16 protein-coding genes are annotated in these 17,013 nt (G+C 68.4%); 10 read left to right on the top strand and 6 right to left on the bottom strand.

The window, feature by feature from the left end; genetic code table 11:
- Positions 1-79 precede the first annotated feature (79 nt).
- Together ACWDOP_RS11365 and ACWDOP_RS11360 are read right to left on the bottom strand one after the other, a co-directional pair.
- Complete coding sequence (locus ACWDOP_RS11365) at positions 80-1,834, bottom strand: ABC transporter ATP-binding protein (protein WP_456344949.1); 1,755 nt, start codon at positions 1,832-1,834, stop codon at positions 80-82.
- A complete protein-coding gene (locus ACWDOP_RS11360; protein WP_456344948.1) occupies positions 1,831-4,461 on the bottom strand; it encodes an ABC transporter ATP-binding protein/permease in 2,631 nt (876 codons plus the stop codon). The genes ACWDOP_RS11365 and ACWDOP_RS11360 overlap by 4 nt, the downstream gene beginning before the upstream one ends.
- Before the next feature lie 208 nt (positions 4,462-4,669).
- On the opposite strand from ACWDOP_RS11360, the gene ACWDOP_RS11355 reads away from it, so the two are divergent.
- Positions 4,670-5,242: a TetR/AcrR family transcriptional regulator gene (locus ACWDOP_RS11355; protein WP_456344947.1), complete on the top strand. Its 573-nt coding sequence runs from the start codon at positions 4,670-4,672 to the stop codon at positions 5,240-5,242.
- 12 nt (positions 5,243-5,254) lie between these two features.
- On the opposite strand, the gene ACWDOP_RS11350 is transcribed toward ACWDOP_RS11355, so the two are convergent.
- Both ACWDOP_RS11350 and ACWDOP_RS11345 read right to left on the bottom strand, forming a co-directional pair.
- On the bottom strand, positions 5,255-6,370 hold the full coding sequence (locus ACWDOP_RS11350; RefSeq protein ID WP_456344946.1) for an agmatine deiminase family protein: 1,116 nt from the start codon (positions 6,368-6,370) through the stop codon (positions 5,255-5,257).
- A 56-nt stretch (positions 6,371-6,426) separates the two neighbouring features.
- Positions 6,427-7,629, bottom strand: a complete 1,203-nt coding sequence (locus ACWDOP_RS11345; protein WP_456344945.1) for a serine/threonine-protein kinase — start codon at positions 7,627-7,629, stop codon at positions 6,427-6,429.
- A 277-nt stretch (positions 7,630-7,906) separates the two neighbouring features.
- Here ACWDOP_RS11345 and ACWDOP_RS11340 point away from each other — a divergent pair, with 277 nt between their 5' ends.
- From ACWDOP_RS11340 to ACWDOP_RS11330, 3 genes are all read left to right on the top strand, one after another.
- Positions 7,907-8,995, top strand: a complete 1,089-nt coding sequence (locus ACWDOP_RS11340; protein WP_456344944.1) for an agmatine deiminase family protein — start codon at positions 7,907-7,909, stop codon at positions 8,993-8,995.
- 192 nt (positions 8,996-9,187) lie between these two features.
- Positions 9,188-10,150 (top strand): ferritin-like domain-containing protein, encoded by a 963-nt coding sequence (locus tag ACWDOP_RS11335; RefSeq protein ID WP_456344943.1) that lies wholly within the window; start codon positions 9,188-9,190, stop codon positions 10,148-10,150.
- Between the two features lie 382 nt (positions 10,151-10,532).
- Positions 10,533-11,147 carry a cutinase family protein gene (locus tag ACWDOP_RS11330; RefSeq protein ID WP_456344942.1) on the top strand — a complete coding sequence of 205 codons (615 nt, stop codon included), beginning with the start codon at positions 10,533-10,535 and terminating at the stop codon, positions 11,145-11,147.
- A 17-nt stretch (positions 11,148-11,164) separates the two neighbouring features.
- Here ACWDOP_RS11330 and ACWDOP_RS11325 read toward each other — a convergent pair whose 3' ends face one another.
- Positions 11,165-11,590, bottom strand: a complete 426-nt coding sequence (locus ACWDOP_RS11325; protein ID WP_456344941.1) for a hypothetical protein — start codon at positions 11,588-11,590, stop codon at positions 11,165-11,167.
- A gap of 563 nt (positions 11,591-12,153) precedes the next feature.
- Between ACWDOP_RS11325 and ACWDOP_RS11320 the strand changes: the two genes are divergently transcribed.
- Complete coding sequence (locus tag ACWDOP_RS11320; RefSeq protein WP_454207222.1) at positions 12,154-13,059, top strand: Ig-like domain-containing protein; 906 nt, start codon at positions 12,154-12,156, stop codon at positions 13,057-13,059.
- Between the two features lie 87 nt (positions 13,060-13,146).
- On the opposite strand, the gene ACWDOP_RS11315 is transcribed toward ACWDOP_RS11320, so the two are convergent.
- Entirely contained in the window at positions 13,147-13,500 is a 354-nt protein-coding gene (locus ACWDOP_RS11315; RefSeq protein WP_456344940.1) for a hypothetical protein, read from the bottom strand.
- A gap of 342 nt (positions 13,501-13,842) precedes the next feature.
- Between ACWDOP_RS11315 and ACWDOP_RS11310 the strand changes: the two genes are divergently transcribed.
- The 5 genes from ACWDOP_RS11310 to ACWDOP_RS11290 are packed head-to-tail and all read left to right on the top strand — an operon-like array spanning position 13,843 to position 16,976.
- The gene (locus ACWDOP_RS11310; RefSeq protein ID WP_456344939.1) at positions 13,843-14,175 is read left to right on the top strand and encodes a hypothetical protein; all 333 of its coding nucleotides are present in this window, start codon (positions 13,843-13,845) and stop codon (positions 14,173-14,175) included.
- On the top strand, positions 14,156-14,677 hold the full coding sequence (locus ACWDOP_RS11305; RefSeq protein ID WP_456344938.1) for a DUF6879 family protein: 522 nt from the start codon (positions 14,156-14,158) through the stop codon (positions 14,675-14,677). Before ACWDOP_RS11310 ends, ACWDOP_RS11305 begins: the two co-directional genes overlap by 20 nt.
- A complete protein-coding gene (locus tag ACWDOP_RS11300) occupies positions 14,674-15,510 on the top strand; it encodes a helix-turn-helix domain-containing protein (RefSeq protein WP_456344937.1) in 837 nt (278 codons plus the stop codon). The genes ACWDOP_RS11305 and ACWDOP_RS11300 overlap by 4 nt, the downstream gene beginning before the upstream one ends.
- Before the next feature lie 35 nt (positions 15,511-15,545).
- A complete protein-coding gene (ligD, locus tag ACWDOP_RS11295; RefSeq protein WP_456344936.1) occupies positions 15,546-16,511 on the top strand; it encodes a non-homologous end-joining DNA ligase in 966 nt (321 codons plus the stop codon).
- 48 nt (positions 16,512-16,559) lie between these two features.
- Complete coding sequence (locus ACWDOP_RS11290) at positions 16,560-16,976, top strand: hypothetical protein (protein ID WP_456344935.1); 417 nt, start codon at positions 16,560-16,562, stop codon at positions 16,974-16,976.
- The last annotated feature ends 37 nt before the right edge of the window (positions 16,977-17,013 follow it).

Genomic DNA, 17,013 nt, shown 5'->3' with positions numbered 1-17,013 from the left:
GGGCAGCTTCCGCCCGAACGACAGCGCCCGCCGGAACCGAATCGGTTCCGGCGGGCGCTGTTTCGCTTCCGTGTGCTGATCAGGCCCGGCCGGCGGTGGCCAGACGCCAGCCGGCGGCGTCGCGCTGGTGGGCCCAGAACTCGGCGAAGCGGCCCTCGGCGGCCAGGAGCTCCTCCACGGTGCCGTCCTCGACCACGCGGCCGCTCTCGAGGAACAGCACCCGGTCCGCGCCGGCGATGGTGCTCAGGCGGTGGGTCACCACGATGCGGGTGCGGGCGCGGGGATCGTCCGCGATCGCGGTCACCACGGCGGCCTCGTTCTCCGCGTCCAGGGCGCTGGTGCCCTCGTCCACGAGCAGGATCGAGGAGGGCTTCAGCAGGGCGCGGGCGATCGAGACGCGTTGGCGCTCACCGCCGGACAGGGCCGTGCCCGCGTCGCCGACGAGGCTGTTCACGCCCTCGGGGAGCCGGGCGGCGAATTCGTCCACGCGGGCCAGGCGCAGCGCGGCGTCGAGTTCGTCGGCGGTGGCGTCCGGATTGCCCGCCAGCACGTTGTCGCGGATGGTGCCCGCGAACAGGTACGGCTGCTGGAACACCATGGAGGTGTCGGCCGGGCGCTGGGCCGGGTCCAGACCGCCGCGGTCGACGCCGCCGACGGTGACGCTGCCCGAATTCGGGGTCTCGAGGCCGGCGACCAGGGAGAGCAGGCTGCTCTTGCCCGAGCCGGACGGGCCGACGATGGCGGTGATCTCACCGGCGCGGAATTCGATGTCCAGGCCGTCGAGCACGAGCGGCGCGGCGTCGTCGTACGAGAACCGCACATCGCGCAGGGCGACCCCGGCGGCGGTGTTCGCGCCGGTGCGCTCGTCTGCCACGGCGGGCCGCTCCGGGCCCGGCGCGTCGACGACGGATCGGATGTCGCGCAACGTGTTCCGGCTGGTCTCGATGGCCGGGGCCAGATCGCCGATGGCCGCGAACGGCTCCAGGAAGCGAACCACGACCACGATGAGCGCGATGGCCTCGGGGGTGCCGACGGTGCCGCGCACCGCCAGCCACGCGGTGGTGCCCGCGAGCAGGATGAGCGCGACCTGGCTCGCCAGGCTGAACAGCACCTGACCCGGAACGTTCAGCAGCAGCAGGCGCACGGTCGCGCTGTGCTGGGCGTCCAGCGCGGCGCCGGTCTGGCTGCGCGCCGGCTCCACCCGCCGGGCCGCGCGCAGGGCGGCCTGGGTGCGGGCGAATTCCAGAATGCGTTCGGTGAGAACGCTGTTGGAGTCGGCGGCCGCCTTGTCCGCGACGCGGGTGATGCGCCCGGTCGCCCACAGCGCGCCCAGCAGCAGCGGCACGGTCAGCAGTGCGACAACGCCCAGCTGCCACGAGATCGGCAGCAGCGCCAGGCCGATCACGATGGGGAGCAGGATGCCCTGAATGATCGGGGTGACCAGGTAGCCGACCAGGCCGACCAGATCCGGCCCGGTGGTGGCGATGGCCCGGCGGGTGATCGCGGAGTTGTCCTCGTCGAACCAGCGCAACGGAATGCGCGCCACCTGGCTCGAGACATCGCGCTGGGCGCGGTTGAGAATGCCGAAGCCCAGGTCGAATCCGATGCGCGAGGCGATGGAATCGATGATCCAGCCCGCGATCACGGCCACGGTCAGCGCGCCGACCCAGCGCCAGGCATCGGCGGGGGTGTCGCCGAACAGCGCCGACACCAGCGGCACCACCAGCACGACCGCGATGGCGCGCACGATGGTGGAGGTTCCGATCAGGGCCAGATATCCGATCCAGCGCCGCCGATCCGCGGGCGGCAGCAGGCTCAATACGGTGCGCGTCATCGCACGGTCTCCTTCGTGTCGGCGGTGGCGCCGGCATTCCACAGCTGCTGGTAGCGCCCGTCGACGGCGAGCAGTTCGGTATGGGTACCCGATTGGGTCACCCGGCCTTGTTCGAGCACGACGATGCGGTCGGCTTCGGTGATGGTGCGCAGGCGGTGCGCGATGACCAGCACGGTGCGACCCACCGCGAGCCGGTCCAGTGCCTGCTGCACCAGATACTCCGACTCCGGGTCCGCGAAGGCCGTCGCCTCGTCGAGGATGAGCACCGGGGTGTCGGCGAGCAGGGCGCGCGCGATGGTCAGGCGCTGCTTCTCGCCGCCGGACAGGGTTGCCGACGCGCCCAGGACCGTGTCGTAGCCCTGCGGCAGGCGCAGGATGCGTTCGTGCAGTTGGGCATCGCGGGCGGCCTGTTCGATGGCGGCGTCGCTCGCGTCCGGCACCGCCAGCGCGATGTTCTCGCGCACGGTTCCGGCGATCACCTGCGCGTCCTGGAAGACGAACCCGATGCGGGTGTACAGCTCGTCCGGGGTGAATTCGGTGATGTCCCGGCCGCCGACGCGGATCGCGCCGCCGTTGATGTCGTGGAAGCGCGCCAGCAGCGCGGCCAGGGTCGACTTGCCCGCACCGGACGGGCCGACCAGGGCGGTGATGGTGCCGGGCTCGAGGGTGAGCGAGATGTCCTGCACGACGGGAACGCCGGGGCGGTAGCCGAAGGTCACGTCGTCGAAAACGACGTGGCCGGGCTGGTTCTCGGTGTTCGCGGCCGCGCCGGCCCGCACGTCGAGTTCGTTCTCGTCCAGGGCGACCTGGATGTTCTTGGCGGCCAGGCGGCCTTCCCGCAGACCCGACAGGCCGTAGCCGATGCCGAGCAGGCGCGAGCCGAAGGTGGTGCCCAGGAACAGGAACGGCAGCAGATCGACCGGCTCGAGGCTGCCGGACACGATCATCGCGGTGCCGACGGTCAGGGTGAGCCACAGGAAGGTGACCGGGCGCGTGATGAGGTCCATGACGGACTTCTTGCCGACGAACGGCCGCTGCCAGCCGTCCAGGAAGCCGATGTACTCGTCGAGGCTGCGCCGGAAGGGGGAGGCCGCCGAGCCGCCGAACACGCGAATCACGGGCTGGCCCTCCAGGTACGAGGTGGCCTCGCCGTTCATCTTCTCGGCCCAGCGCTGCGACTGCATGATCTTGGGCCCGGAGGAGGCCATCATGGTCAGCATGGTGAAGACGTAGCCGAGCACCGGTACCAGCAGCACCAGGGCCAGTCGCCAGTCCACCCAGAACAGGTAGCCGAGCACGGCCAGCGGGGCGACCACGGCGGCGACCGCGTCGATGACCGCGTGGGTCACCAGGTAGTGCAGCGACAGGGTGTCGCCGGTGATGAGCTTGTTGATCTTGCCCGGGCCGCGAGCGGTGAACCAGCCCAGCGGGAGCCGCGCCAGCTTGCTCAGCAGCCGGGACCGCAGATCGCGGCTGAAGCGCGCGTCGACCGCGTGCAGCCAGAATTGCAGGATCGCTTCCAGCAGCGCGCCCAGACCCATCAGGCCCAGGGCCCACAGGCCGAGCGTCCAGAGCTTGGACTCCTCACTCGCGCCGAGCAATTCGCGCGCCAGCTCGACCAGCAACACGAACGGCGCGAGCTGGACGAGGGTGATGATGAACTGCAGGACCGCGGCGGCCCACAGCTTGCCGCGGACGCTGTCGAACAGGCGGCTGCCCGCCTGGGAACGCCAGCGGCCGGGGGTGGCGGGCGCGGGGGCGGCGGGGGCTTCGGTGGTGGTCGCCGCGACGGCCGGGGCGGGAGTCGCCTCGACGGCCTGCTCGACGACCGTGGCGGCCGCGCCGTTCGTGCTCTGTGCGGCTTCGGCTTCGGCTCCGTCGCGCTGCTTGCCCATCGCGCGCCCGTGCACCCAGTACGCCTGCGCGTAGACGTCGGTCTTGGGGAAGCCGAAATCGTCCTTGAGCCGGGCGCGAATGAGCTTGAGCGACTTGGATTCCGGGCCGGCCCACGCGTACCAGTTGGACCAGTCGCGGGCCTCGAGAGCGGCGGCGAAGGAGGCCTCGGAGGTACGCGGGACCCAGTGCACGCGCGCGAGCGGATGCTCGGTGAGCGGGATCAGCAGGTCGTCGTCGTGGTGCTGCTCGAGGTAGACCTCGACGGCCACGTGCGGCGGCACCGCGGCCAGGATGGAGTTGATCGCCGGAATCGAGGCGGAATCACCGATCAGCAGGTAACCGGCGGGCAGGTCGTCCGGGGTGATGGGAAAGCCCTTGGAGCCGAACGAGGTGACCTCGATGGTCTCCCCGCCCTTGACCCGGCCGGCCCACGCGGACGCGGGCCCGGCGGGTTCGTGCAGCACGAAGTCGATCGCGAAGCGGCCGTTGTCCAGATCGGCCTCGGCGATGGTGTAGCCGCGCTGGAATTCCGATTCCGAGCCCTCGGGATCGGGGAACCAAATCCGCAGCCAGGCGGTCGGCTCCATCGTGATCTCGTCGAAGAGCGAGGGTGCGGTCAGCCAGACCCGCAGGTATCGCGGTGTGGTCTGCTCTATCTCGAGCACCGTGGCGGTGTGGTACTGAACGCCGAAGGCGGTCAGCACCGCCCCCTGAAAACCTCTGCGCGCCATTCTCGGCTGTCCTCCGATCGGTGTGCGGCGAGTCGACCCCTCCGCCCGGCGCCGCACGCGCGCGCGTACGACCCCACTGCTTCCGAACCGGAATCCTCACCTCCAACTTTGGTAAGCCTACACATACCCCTGGAAATCGGGTGAGTCAGGATCACAGGTTCGAGCCGCGTACCCGCCCGCCGGGTATCGGTCCGTAAGCTGACAATTCGTGTCCGACCGCCAAACGCAGATATTGGAAGCCGCCGTTCGGGTGATCGCCCACGACGGGGTGCGGGGCTTGCGCGTGGAGAAGCTCGCGGCCGAGGCCGGGGTGTCCACCGCGCTGATCTACTACCACTTCAAGGATCGCGCGGGGGTGCTGCAGCACGCGCTGCAGTTCGTGAGCGGGAAGGCCGCCCGGTACACCGAGAGCGCGTTCGCGCAGGCCAACCCGCGTGCGGCGCTGGAGGAGATGCTGCTGCTCGAGATCCAGGACGTGCCCGAGGTCCGGGACAACAGCATCGCCTGGGGTGAGTTGCGGGCCAGCGCGGTGTTCAACTACGAACTGCGCGAGCAATTGCGGGCCGGTACCCAGGAATGGGTCGACGACGTCGCCGCGCTCATCGAGCGGGCGCGGGAATCCGGGCTGGCGTTGCGCGAGGTGAATCCCGCCGCAGCGGCCGCCCGGCTCACCACGCTCGTCGAGGGACTGAGCGAACGGTGGCTGAGCGGCTCGCTCACGGTGGAACGGGCGCGCGAGTTGCTGTCCGGGGCGATCGTCGCCGAACTCGGCCGCGTCTGAGGCGCGCTCGGATCAGGCGGGTTCCTGCTGGGTCGTGCAGTGAATGCCGCCGCCGCCCCACACGATGGCGTCGATGTCGATCTGCACGATCCGCCGGTTCGGGAACAGGCGCGCCAGGGTCGCGAACGCGGCCGAATCCGCTTCCGGGTCACCGAATTCCGGCGCGATGACCGCGCCGTTGCAGACGTAGAAGTTGATGTAGCCCGCCGCGAAGTCGGCCGACTTGTACTCGGGCCGCACGCGGGTGGGCGCCTTGATGACTTCCACCTGCACGGTGCGGCCGTGCGCGTCGGTCGCGGTCCGCAGAATCTCCAGGTGGCGCTTGGTGACCTCGTGATCGTAGGACTCGGGGTTGGTGTCCAGGGCCGCCACGACGACGCCGGGGCGCACGAAGCGCGCGTAGAAGTCGGTGTGCCCGTCGGTGATGTCCCGCCCGGCGATACCGGGCAGCCAGATGATCTTCCGCAGGCCGAGGAGCCTGTCGAGTTCGGCCTCGACATCGGACTTGGTCCAGCCGGGATTGCGATTGGCGTTCAGGACGCAGCTCTCGGTGATGACGGCGGTGCCTTCGCCGTCGACCTCGATGCCGCCGCCCTCGAGTACGAGGTCGGTGCGCACGCGCTCCACCCCCGCCGCGCGGGTGACGATGTCGGCCACCGCGGCGTCGAAACCGTGCTCCTGCTTGCCGCCCCAGCCGTTGAAGTTGAAGTCGACCCCGGCACGACGGCCGCCGTCGGAGACGAAGACCGGGCCGGTGTCGCGCATCCACAGATCGTCGATCTCCGCCGGGACCAGTTCGACGTTCGCGTCGCCGATCAGCTCGCGCGCGATCGCCAGTTCGGCCGGGCGCACCAGCATGGACACCGGTTCGAAGGCGGCGATGGTCCGCGCGATGGTCGCGAGATTGCGCCGGGCCTCGGGCAGGACGTCGTCGTAGTTCTCGGCGGTCGCGCCGAAGGCCATCCAGGTGCGCCGATGCGGCTCGCCCTCCTCGGGCATGCGCCAGGCCCGTTCGGCGGCGCTGCCGCTGCCGCCGAACGGTGAGCGCGGGAGCAGGCCCTGCTGGTTGGCCATGATCAGGCCGCTGACCACGGTGATTCCCGCCTGTACGAATCGGCGTCGCTGCATGTTCTTACTCCTGAGGTGTCGAGTCATGGGGGACCGGCGCCGATCTCCGGGGGAGATCAGCGGTAGTAGGAATCGGTGGGATAGGGCTCGGTGTCGCCGTATTCGGCCGTCGTGCCCTCGACCACGGCCGGATCGGAGTCCGGGATGGGTTCGCTGAACAGGTAGACCACCCCGATGACGGCGGCGATCGTGAGCAGCGCGCCCGCGGCCCACAGCACGCCCTTACGCCGGGATTTCGGCGGGGTGGGCGCAAAGGTGTTGTGCGGCACGGGGGTCGGATACGGATACGGCGGTGGGGGCGCCACGACGGGCGGCGGGGTCGCCACCGCGGTGCGAGCCGATCGATACACCGCGTCGGCGGATCGGTACTCCACCGCCGCGGGCGGCAGGACGCGAGCCGCGGGAGCCGTGATCGCCTGCGCGGCCCGGTCGGCGCGGCGGCCGGGAACGTGCAGCGCCCGGCGCGCGGCCGCGGCGAATTCACCCGCGCTCGCGTACCGGTCCTCGGGGTGTTTGGACATCGCGCGGATGATGGCGGCGTCGAGCCCCGGCGGCAGGCCCGGCCGCAGCCGGCTCGGGCGCGGGGCCGGGGTCATCAGGTGTCCGGAGACCTGCTGCTCGAGACTGTCGCCGGGGAAGGGCCGGGCGCCGGTCAGCGCCTCGTGCAGCACGCAGGCGAGCGCGTAGACGTCGGACTGCGCACTGGCGTGGCCGGTGCTGAACTGCTCGGGCGCCATGTACGCGAAGGTCCCGATCGCCGAGCCGGAGGTGGTCAGCGGCGGTTCGCCCTCGGCGCGCGCGATCCCGAAATCGATGAGGTACACGAAGTTTCGGTCGCCCACCAGAACGTTCGCGGGCTTGATGTCACGATGCACCAGCCCCGCGGCGTGCGCGGCGTCCAGCGCGGCGGCGATCTGGTCGATGGCGGCGACCGCCGCGTCCGGGTCGAGCGGGCCGTGCCGAGCCAGCAGCGTCTGCAGATCGGTGCCTTCGATCAGGCGCATGTCGAGGTACAGCCGGCCCTCGATCTCCCCGTAGCGATGGATCGGAACCACGTGCGGTTCGCGCAGGCGGGCGGCCGCGTGCGCCTCGCGGCGGAAACGCTCGCGAAAGGCGGGATCGGCGGCGGTGTGCTCGTGCAGCACCTTCAGGGCCACGAAACGGTCGGTGGTCGTGTCGTAGGCCCGGTAGACCCGGCCCATGCCGCCTTCGCCGATGAGTTCGTGCAGGTCGTAGTGGCCGAACGTACTTGCTTCCACGGGGGTTCTCCTGTCGACCGAGCGAGCCTGTCCGGGCGCTGGGGATTCGGTCGTGTTCCGCAAATGAACTGAAAATATAGTCAGGATCGTAGCGCATGGCTGCGGGGAGGGGTCCGCGCTCGTGTGACATAAGCAGTGTTCATGCAGATAGAAGCACTGTGAAAGCCGCCTCACTAGCTTGACTGAAAATTCAGTCAAGGTTACCGTGGACGGCAGGTCGCACCCCGCGACCACCCGTCGCGCAGGCGGCGGATCGACGAGTCAGGAGCACGGCGGCATGGGTGAGAGCAGATTCGCGCGAATGGGTGAGGCGCTCGGCGCACTGCTGCTGGGCGATCCCGACGGCGCGCAGGACGACGGGCGCCGCTGGATCATGCGTGACGAAGCCGATCCGCATCGGCGCACCTGGATGGCCTTCGGCGCGAGCAAGGACGTGTGGGGCCGGCATCTGCTCGCGCAGGTCCGCCACGATCTGGCGACCATCGCCACCACGATCGCGCGCTTCGAGCCGGTGTCGATGCTGGTCCGGCCCGACGAGCTGCACATCGCCCGGGAGTTGATCGGCGGCGCGAACGTCGAACTGGTGCCCGCGCCGCTGGACGATCTCTGGATGCGGGACACCGGGCCGGTCTTCGTCACCGGCGAAAAAGGCCGAGCCGGAATCGATTTCAACTTCAACGGCTGGGGCGGCAAACAGCAGCACCGCCGCGATCGCAAGGTCGCCGAGCTCGTCACCGCGCACGCGGGGGTGGAGCGGCTCGAGACCGATCTGGTGCTCGAGGGCGGCGGTATCGAGGTCGACGGCGAGGGCACCGCCATCATCACCGAAAGCTGTGTGCTGAACGGCAATCGCAATCGCGGCTGGCGCAAGGGCGATGTCGAGGCGGAACTGCGGTATCTGCTGGGGCTGGAGAAGATCATCTGGCTGCCCGGGATCGCGGGCTACGACATCACCGACGGGCACACCGATTTCTACGCGCGGTTCGCCGGGCCCGGCGTGGTCGTCGCGGGCCTGGACAACGATCCGGACTCCTTCGACTATCAGGTCACCCGCGCGCACCTCGAGATCCTGCACGCCGAGACCGACGCGCGCGGCCGGCGACTGCGGGTGGAGGTGATCGCGGGGCCGTCCCGCGTTCGCCCGCAGTACGACTGCGAGGACTTCGCGGCCGGATACATCAATTTCTACGTCTGCAACGGCGCGGTGATCGCACCCCAATTCGGTGATCCGGAGGCGGATTCGGCGGCCTTCGCGACGCTGCAACGGTTGTTCCCGGACCGGCAGATCGTGCAGATCGCGATCGACGGCATCGCCGCCGGTGGCGGCGGGATCCACTGCACCACCCAGCAGGAGCCCGCGCGCTGATCCGTGCTGCGCGGAAAGGGTTGGACAGCTTGTGAATTGCGCCGTGCGCGACGGGGGAATTCGGCGCCCGCCACCGGCGGCGTGGTCCAAATCGCTTGCGGCGCAATGTTATGAACGGCGGTGCGGGGTATGTCTCGGAAAGGCGCAATTCGCGCCGATCCGAGAAAACACCGTCGAAGGAGAGAGAACCTGATGAATACACGTGACACCTCTCTGTTGCGGGCGCAGCTGCGTTCGGTGCGTGCTCTGACCAATACCGAGATCCAGATCGCCGAGACCCGGACCGGGCAGGCGCGGACGGAGGCGGTACGCGAGGAGCTGGCCGCCAACGCGGCCAACGCCCGTGCTCGGGCCGAGGCCATCGGGTCGGCCGAGCGTGAACTGGGTGGGGTGCCGGAGGTCATCGGACCCTTCCTCGGCAAGGCCACGGCCGTGGTGAAGACACTGCGGGAACAGGCCCAGCCGTTCGATGAGGCGCTGCTCGGCGATCTCGCGCTCGAGCATCAGCTGCTCGACCGCGCCCGCTACATCAAGGCGCTGGCGACCAACGCGCGCGAGCCGCAGGTGGTCGCCCTGGCCGATCGCCTGATCAAGGCGCATTCGGCGACCGTGAACTGGCTCGGCACGGTGCTGGCGGAGGAAGCGCTCGGCGGCCCGGCCGCGTTGCGCCGCACCCCCTTCCAGGCCGTCACCGGTACCGCGGTCAAACTGGCGAACCTGCCGGTGACCTGGTCCACGCGCGGCATCGACCGCACGCTGGACGCGTTCCGTTCGGCCCCGCCCGCACTGGGCGAGCTGCTGTCCCGGGGCGCGCATGTCGGTGACGTGGCGGTGAAGTCGCTCGGGGCGTCGCGGGACGCGGTGCTCGAGAGCGTGGAGGAGGTCACCCGTCGTGAAGGTGAGCCGCGCGCAGCCGATTCGGTGCACGCGGTCCGGACCGCGACCGGTGTCCTGACCCCCGCCGAGCTCCCGATCCGCCGCTTCGACGAGCTGAATGTCACCCAGGCCTCGGCCAAGGTCAAGGAGCTGACCGAGCCCTCCGACGTCCGGGCCGTCCTGGCGTACGAGGAGGCGAACAAGAATCGCCACGGTGTGGTCTCGGCCGCCGAGAACCGCCTCGCCGCGATCGCCCAGGATGTCGCGGGCCTGAATTGATCACCCCGCCACGATGTCCGGCGGTCGCGGTCGCGAGACCCGCATGACCGCAACCGCTTCGGACGCCCGAGAAAGCAGAACTGTGGCCCCCTCTCCGGAGGGGGCCACGGTGGTGTGCGCCGGCGGGTGACGCGAATCCTTGGCTATGCGATTCACGGGCGCGTGTCGACGGTTTCGTGACCGTGCGCGCGCGGGCCGGCACGTCGATTCTCCGGCGCTGTTCGCGAGCTTCCGGATGTTGGTCTCCGACATTGCGTTACGGACTAGGAAAACGCGCCGGATGTAACTGTTTCGCCAGGTGGATTGGGGCCCAGCAATTTCTGGGTACACCCAGCTGGAGCCGGGCGCGTCCCGGAGGATCGAAAAGTTAAGAAGTACCACCATGCGTAGAGCAACGGCGCTCTTCGCCGCATTACTGCTGGCCCTGCTCCTGTCCCTGACCAATGTGTCGGGTGCCGCAGCCGAGGCCGATGTCTGCGTTGGCGATTGGGCAATCGGTGTCGGCGGACTCGGCGACAATACGTCGTCGACATTCATCCCATTTGTTAATCAGCCCGTTGGTTACAACTCGCTGGACCCGATGTCGGGTCTGAACGAAATCAACCGGCTCTTCTGGCAGCATCGCAATCAGTGCCCGGGAGATCACATCCGCCTGATCGGGCACAGCGAGGGCGCGGGCCTGGTGCACGCGTGGGTCACCGCGAATCAGAACGTGGACAATGCCAACGCCATTCTGCTCGCCGATCCCAAGCGGCGCGGCGGGCCCGGCTGGGGCGGCCTGGCCTCCACCCCCGGCAGTGGCATCATCGGCTATCCCCTTGCGGGCGTCGATGATTGGTTCGGTGCCTTTCCGGTGCTGACCGTCTGCAATCGCGACGACCAGATCTGCGACACCTCCGCTGGTTGGTGGGGGTACCTCTTCGGAGGCGCGCATCAGCGTTACGATTTCAACGTCTGGAACTACGGCGCCTGGGATTCCGGCGTCTGGTACCGGTAGACGGTGATTCATGGGGATCAGTAGCCGTGCGGCACTGGTCCCCATTGACCGAACCCACGCCCGAGGGAAGTGCACACCGCCGCGCCGTTGAAGGTGAGCTGGCAGGTGGCGCCCGCGTGGGTGACGGAGAACTGCGGGTCGTGATAACTGGCCTGAATCAACCGCGGCAGTGCGGGGTTTCCACCGGGCAGCGTGTGGCTGCCGTTCGAGTTCCACTGGGGATGCGCGGGCCAGCCCGACGAGTCGATAATGATCGCGGGCACATTCGGCAGCGAGATCTGCGCTCCGGCGATGAGGACATTCATGCTCGCGGCCGGGACGGCGAGGTCGCAGCCCAGTACGCCGTCGTCGCGAATCGAGCAGTTCCAGTTGCCGAGCGCGAAATACAGTGTGTCGCCGACCAGCGCGGGGCCGGGCGCCGGGTCGGCGTGGGCCGGGGTCACACCTAGCAGGCATGCGAGAGTTCCGAGAATTACTCCGCAAACCCGTGCGGCGGTTGAATTTCGAGTGCTGGACACGGTACTTCCTCGAGGTGTCATTCAGTCTGTGATGGCCCCGGCCATAGAGAAAAACTATCACTTATCGGTGTGTTCGCCCCCGATCTGTCCAGACCCCTTTCACGATAATTGCGGGGTGGATCCGGGTTGATCGGTCTGGTTTCAGCGACGGAACAGCAGTTCGGAGGCCCGGGGCGGGGTGTGCGGGCCGCCGCCGGCGATGTCCGGGCGGCTTGACACGGTGGCGGGGCGTCGCGGACGCTGCCGTCCCGCCGTGTCCCGGTGACCGGGATTCGAGCTGGTTCGGGCTCGCTCGTGCGGACAGTGTCCGCAGTACGGAATTGATCTTCAAACTGGCGGCTTTGCCTGTTCAGGGCTGTATCGTCCAGCGAGAACCTGTTTCAAGTTCAACGTCCTGGACATCTGACTTACTTTCATTTCGGATTTGCCTCCGCAAGGGTGGCCCGGCGTGATCTACTGCTCGCCAGTTCGGGTGAATCAGCGCCTCGATGACGACATCGCAGGGCACCCGGCTGTACGTGGAGGCAAAGATGGTGGATAGAGGAACGCAGCGAGCGGCAGGCTCGTTGGCCGCGTTCGCGGTCGCGGCCGGTTTCGCGGCCGCGATGATGCCGGCGACGGCTTCGGCCGCACCGGGATCGATCACCTGGGAAGACGGGAACAGCAAGTTCACCCGCACGGTGTCGAACACCAACCCGAAGGTCGGTGACGTCGTCACCGTCACGACGAAGTGGGAGCGGACCGGTATTCCGGTCGAGTACATCTACAACGTCAAGGATCTCAAGCCCGCCTGCCTGACCCCCGTCGCGGGCTCGGCGAAGATGGGCGGCGACCAGGTCTCGCTGGACACCTCGTCCTCGGACTGGGTGCGCGCGGAGTTCGGCATCACCAAGTACCCGGTGTACCCGAACATCAACCCGAAGTCGCAGACCTTCGAGGTGCAGTACAAGGTGGGCGTCAACTGCGCCCGCGACACCCCGCTGCCGACCTCCATGCACTACGGCGGCTCCCTGGGCGATGGCACCTACCAGGGCAAGGGCCCGGCCATCACCGTCTCGAGCGACGCCCTCTCGACCACCGCCCTGGCCGACGTCTCCGGCGCCAAGGTCGGTGTGGCCGTGACCCTGGAGGCGACCGTGAACCCGGCCGCCGCCGGTGGCACCGTGCAGTTCAAGGCGGGCGACAACGTCCTGGGCGACATCCCCGTGAACGCCAACGGCAAGGCCACGATCAGCTGGACCCCCGGCGCCGCCGGCTCCTACACGATCGGCGCGACCTTCTCCGGCCGCGAAGGCGTGGCGGGCTCGACCACGACCAAGACGGTGACGGTCGCCGAGCAGCCCACCGATCCCGAGCCCCCGACCAAGCCCGGCACGGGTTCGTTCGGCTCGTAGTTCCGCTGTAGTCGAATTCGGCTGCGACCGAGCGTTTTCGGTCGCAGCCGTTTCGCGTTCGCGCCGGTTCCGGTGCGTCGGCCCGGTTCAGGTCCCGTCCGCGGCCGGTTCATGTCGCAGTGGTGACACCGCCCGCCGAGCGTAGGTCTGCTCCGGCTCGACCGTGATCACGTCCAGCCGTCGAACCAGCCCCTCCGGCACCCGCCCGCCCTCGAAGTGCTCGGGCCCCGGCACGATCACGGCCTCGGCGTCCAGCCGCGTGGCCTGCGCTTTGAGACCCGCCAGCGGCGGCCGCCCCGAGGAAGGGTCGAACACCACCGCCCCGGCGAAGTCGTAACCGAGCCGCGCGGCGAGGTTTCGTATCCGGTCTTCGTCCCGGAGTCGAGCCGCGCCGGACACGTCGGTCCGCAGATAGCCGAGACACGTTGGCCTGTAACGCATTGCGCGATCATCTTCGTGATCGTCGGAGTGGAGTCCGAGGGAGACGTCCGGCTCGCCGCCGACCGTCCCGTACGACCTGAGCTCCAACAGGCCGCCCGGAAACTCGAAAAGTCTGGTGTTCCTCGCCATCTCGCCCCCTGGGTCGCGGATGTGTGGAGAGGTCGACGTGGCGGATGCCCCATCGCACCTCGGCTCCGACGTTAGAGAGCGGCCTAGTGCGTCAACCATAACTATGCTCGAGGATGCTCGGATATCATCATTGATGCTCCAGTCGGTGTCTGGCGGAGGATGATTGAAAAGGTATGAGCATTACCGTGCATTAGATCCGATGGGAGACTGATCATGCGGGTTCATTTCCTCGGCAAGGGCGACTCCGAAGGTGGCGGGTGTCCCAGCATGTACGACACTGATCGGGCGACCTATGTCGTCCAGGGCTGGAAAACGGAGGTCGCCGGAACGATCGAGATTCCGCAACGGCTGCTGGGGTTCATTCACCCCGATACGTACATTGACGCGACGATGATCGACACGGGCAGAGGGACTTTCGCGCTGTCCGGAATTCCGGTGACCGACGGTGACGCGCTGGCACAGATGGACATCTACCCCAACGAGACGGCCATCGAGGTGCCCAAGGCGGAGAGGACGTTCTACGGCAATGCTGCTAGTGCAGGGTGAGGCGTTCAACGACCTGTTCCGAGAGGCGAAACGTGAAGCCTTCCACCTCGAGGTCAGGGACGACTACTACCCGCCGAGTTACGGCCCGCTCGTTCGGTTCCTGGCCGGCGAGCCGGAGGACTACGGGTGGTTTCAGCCCTGGTTGACCCTCGTTCGCGACACCGCGAACCGCGGGGTGTCGATCAATCGTGCGCGGGTCGTGTCGACCCCGCACAACGATTACACGCGGTACGCCAAGCATGTCGCGCGCCTGAACGTGGAGGCGGGTGAGCAGGTGCGCTATCTGTCACGCGACTTGATCGACGCGGACCTGTTGACCCGTGACGACTGGTGGCTCTTCGACGATTCCGTCGTCGCTTTCACCGCTTTCGAGCCCGGCGAGAACGGGCGCTGGCTCGGGGGAGCAGTCACCACCGACCCGCGGATCGTGGAGTATGTCCGAGGCGTGAAAGAGCGGGTCTGGGCCCTCGCGGTTCCGTTGTCCGAGTACGGGGACTCGTGACGGGTTCGATCGACCAGGCCAGGGAGGCTCTCGGGGCGCGGCTCCGGGAGCTTCGCCTCGACGCCGGGATGTCGGGAAGTGAGCTCGCCCGGCGAGCCGGGTGGCATCAGACCAAGATTCCGAAGATCGAATACGGCAAGACCAAACCCACCGATGCCGACCTTCGCGCGTGGTGCGTGCACACCGGTTCCCAAGCGCAGCTGCCGGATCTGATCGCGACGCTGCGGAACCTCGAGGCCGCGTGGCTCGAGTGGCGGCGAGTGCTTGGAAGCGGAACCAAACGGCGGCAGCAGGTTTCGATCCGATTGGAAGCTGAGACGGAGGTGATGCGGGTCTACCATCCGTTCCTGGTGCCCGGCCTGCTCCAGACGGCGGAGTACGCCGAAGGCGTCCTGCGCAGCGTCGTCGACTTTCAGCGGGTGCCGGACGATGTCGACGAAGGCGTCGCCAAACGGATGGAACGTCAGCAGGTTCTGTACCGGCGTGATCACCGGTTCCATTTCGTGATCGCGGAGCAGGCCCTGCGAACGTCGGTCGGCGGTGACCGGACGATGATCGGACAGCTGGACCGACTGCTGGCCGTGATCGGCATGCCGAGGGTCGTCCTCGGGATCGTTCCGGCCGAATCGCCCTATCGGGTCTCGATGACGAACTTCCTCATGTTCGACAACACGAGAGTCATGGTCGAGACGGTGACGGCCGAGCTGACCATCACGCAGCCCAGGGAGATCGCCCAGTACGGGCGCGCGTTCGATGTGCTGGCGGGCCAGGCGGTGACCGGGGACGCCGCGCGGGGCCTGATCCGCAAGGCCCTCGAAACGCGGGGTAATTGAGGGCGACTGTCCGGTTCGGCCGTTAGGGTCGGGGGATGGCCGGTAAGTCTGGTTCGCCCGCGGTCGAGGTGGAGGTCGGGGACCACGTGGTGCGGGTGTCCAACCCGGACCGGGTGTACTTCCCGGAGACCGGGGCCACCAAGCTGGACCTGGTTCGGTACTACCTGAGTGTGGGGGACGGGATCGTCAACGCGCTGCGGGAGCGGCCCTGCATGTTGCACCGGTTCCCGAAGGGACTGCCGGGTGGGAAGGTCCATCAGAAGCGGGTGCCGGCGGGGGCGCCGGACTGGATTCCTACCGTCCAGCTCTTCTTCCCGCGATACGGGCGGACCGCGGACGAGCTGTGCGTCGAGAAGCTGGCGGACGTCATCTGGGCCACGCAGATGTCCACCGTCGAATTCCATCCGTGGAACTCGCGGCGGGCCGACACCGAGATGCCGGACGAGTGGCGGATCGACCTCGACCCCATGCCGGACTGTCCCTGGTCGCGGGTGCAGCGGGTGGCGGGGGTCGTGCACGAGGTCTTGGACGAACTCGGCGCGGTGGGGTGGCCGAAGACCTCCGGCGGCAAGGGCATGCACGTCTACGTCCGGATCGAACCGGCGCACGGTTTCCAGGAGGTGCGCCGCGCCGCACTGGCCTTCGCGCGCGAGGTCGAGCGCCGCCTGCCCGAGGACGTCACCACCGCCTGGTGGCGCAAGGACCGCGACCCGGCCCAACTGTTCGTCGACTACAACCAGAACGCCCGCGACCACACCATCGCCGCCGCCTACTCCGTTCGAGGAGTCCCCGCAGCGACCGTCTCCACCCCGGTCCTGTGGTCCGAAATCCCGGACCTGCACCCCCGCGACTTCACCATGACCACCGTCCCGCCCCGCTACGCCGCCCTCGGCGACCTGCACGCCGGCATCGACGACGCGGTCTTCGCCCTCGACCCCCTGCTGGAGTGGGCGGACCGGGATCGGATCGTAGTGGATCTGGACGACGCTCCGGAAGACTGAGATTGTTCTGCCTCGCAGCACTTTCCGCCGCTGGGTAGAAAAGCTCGTATGAGACTCGCAGGAATGACCGCGGCCGCCGCCGGTGCACTGTTTCTTCCGGCGTTGCTGGCACCCTCGGCGGGCGCCGAAATCGACGACATCACCGTCATGAGTCAGAGCGGGGAAATGCCGTCCGCATGCGACGCGGTCGGGCAGACCTGCCGCGTGATGGCCCGCATGTTCGGGGCCGACTACGCGCTGCCCGCCACCGTGACAATCAACGGCAAGCCGCTGGCCTCGGCCGAGCGGCTGGACTACCCGCACCTGGAGCGCAGCGCGATCGTGGGCGAATGGCGGCCGACGGCCAAGGGTAAATACACGATCGTCGCCACCCAGGGTTCCTCGACCAGGTCGCTCGTCGTGGAGATCACCGGCATCGACACCGGCTCGCTGTCGGGTGTGCTGCCCAGCGGTTCCGCGGGCTGATCGGCCGCACCGAAGACCGTCGCGCCGCACACCAACC

The organism is Nocardia sp. NPDC003693, from assembly GCF_053981095.1.
Note: the sequence above shows the minus strand (reverse complement) of the source record. Positions and strands in the feature narration are given on the sequence as shown.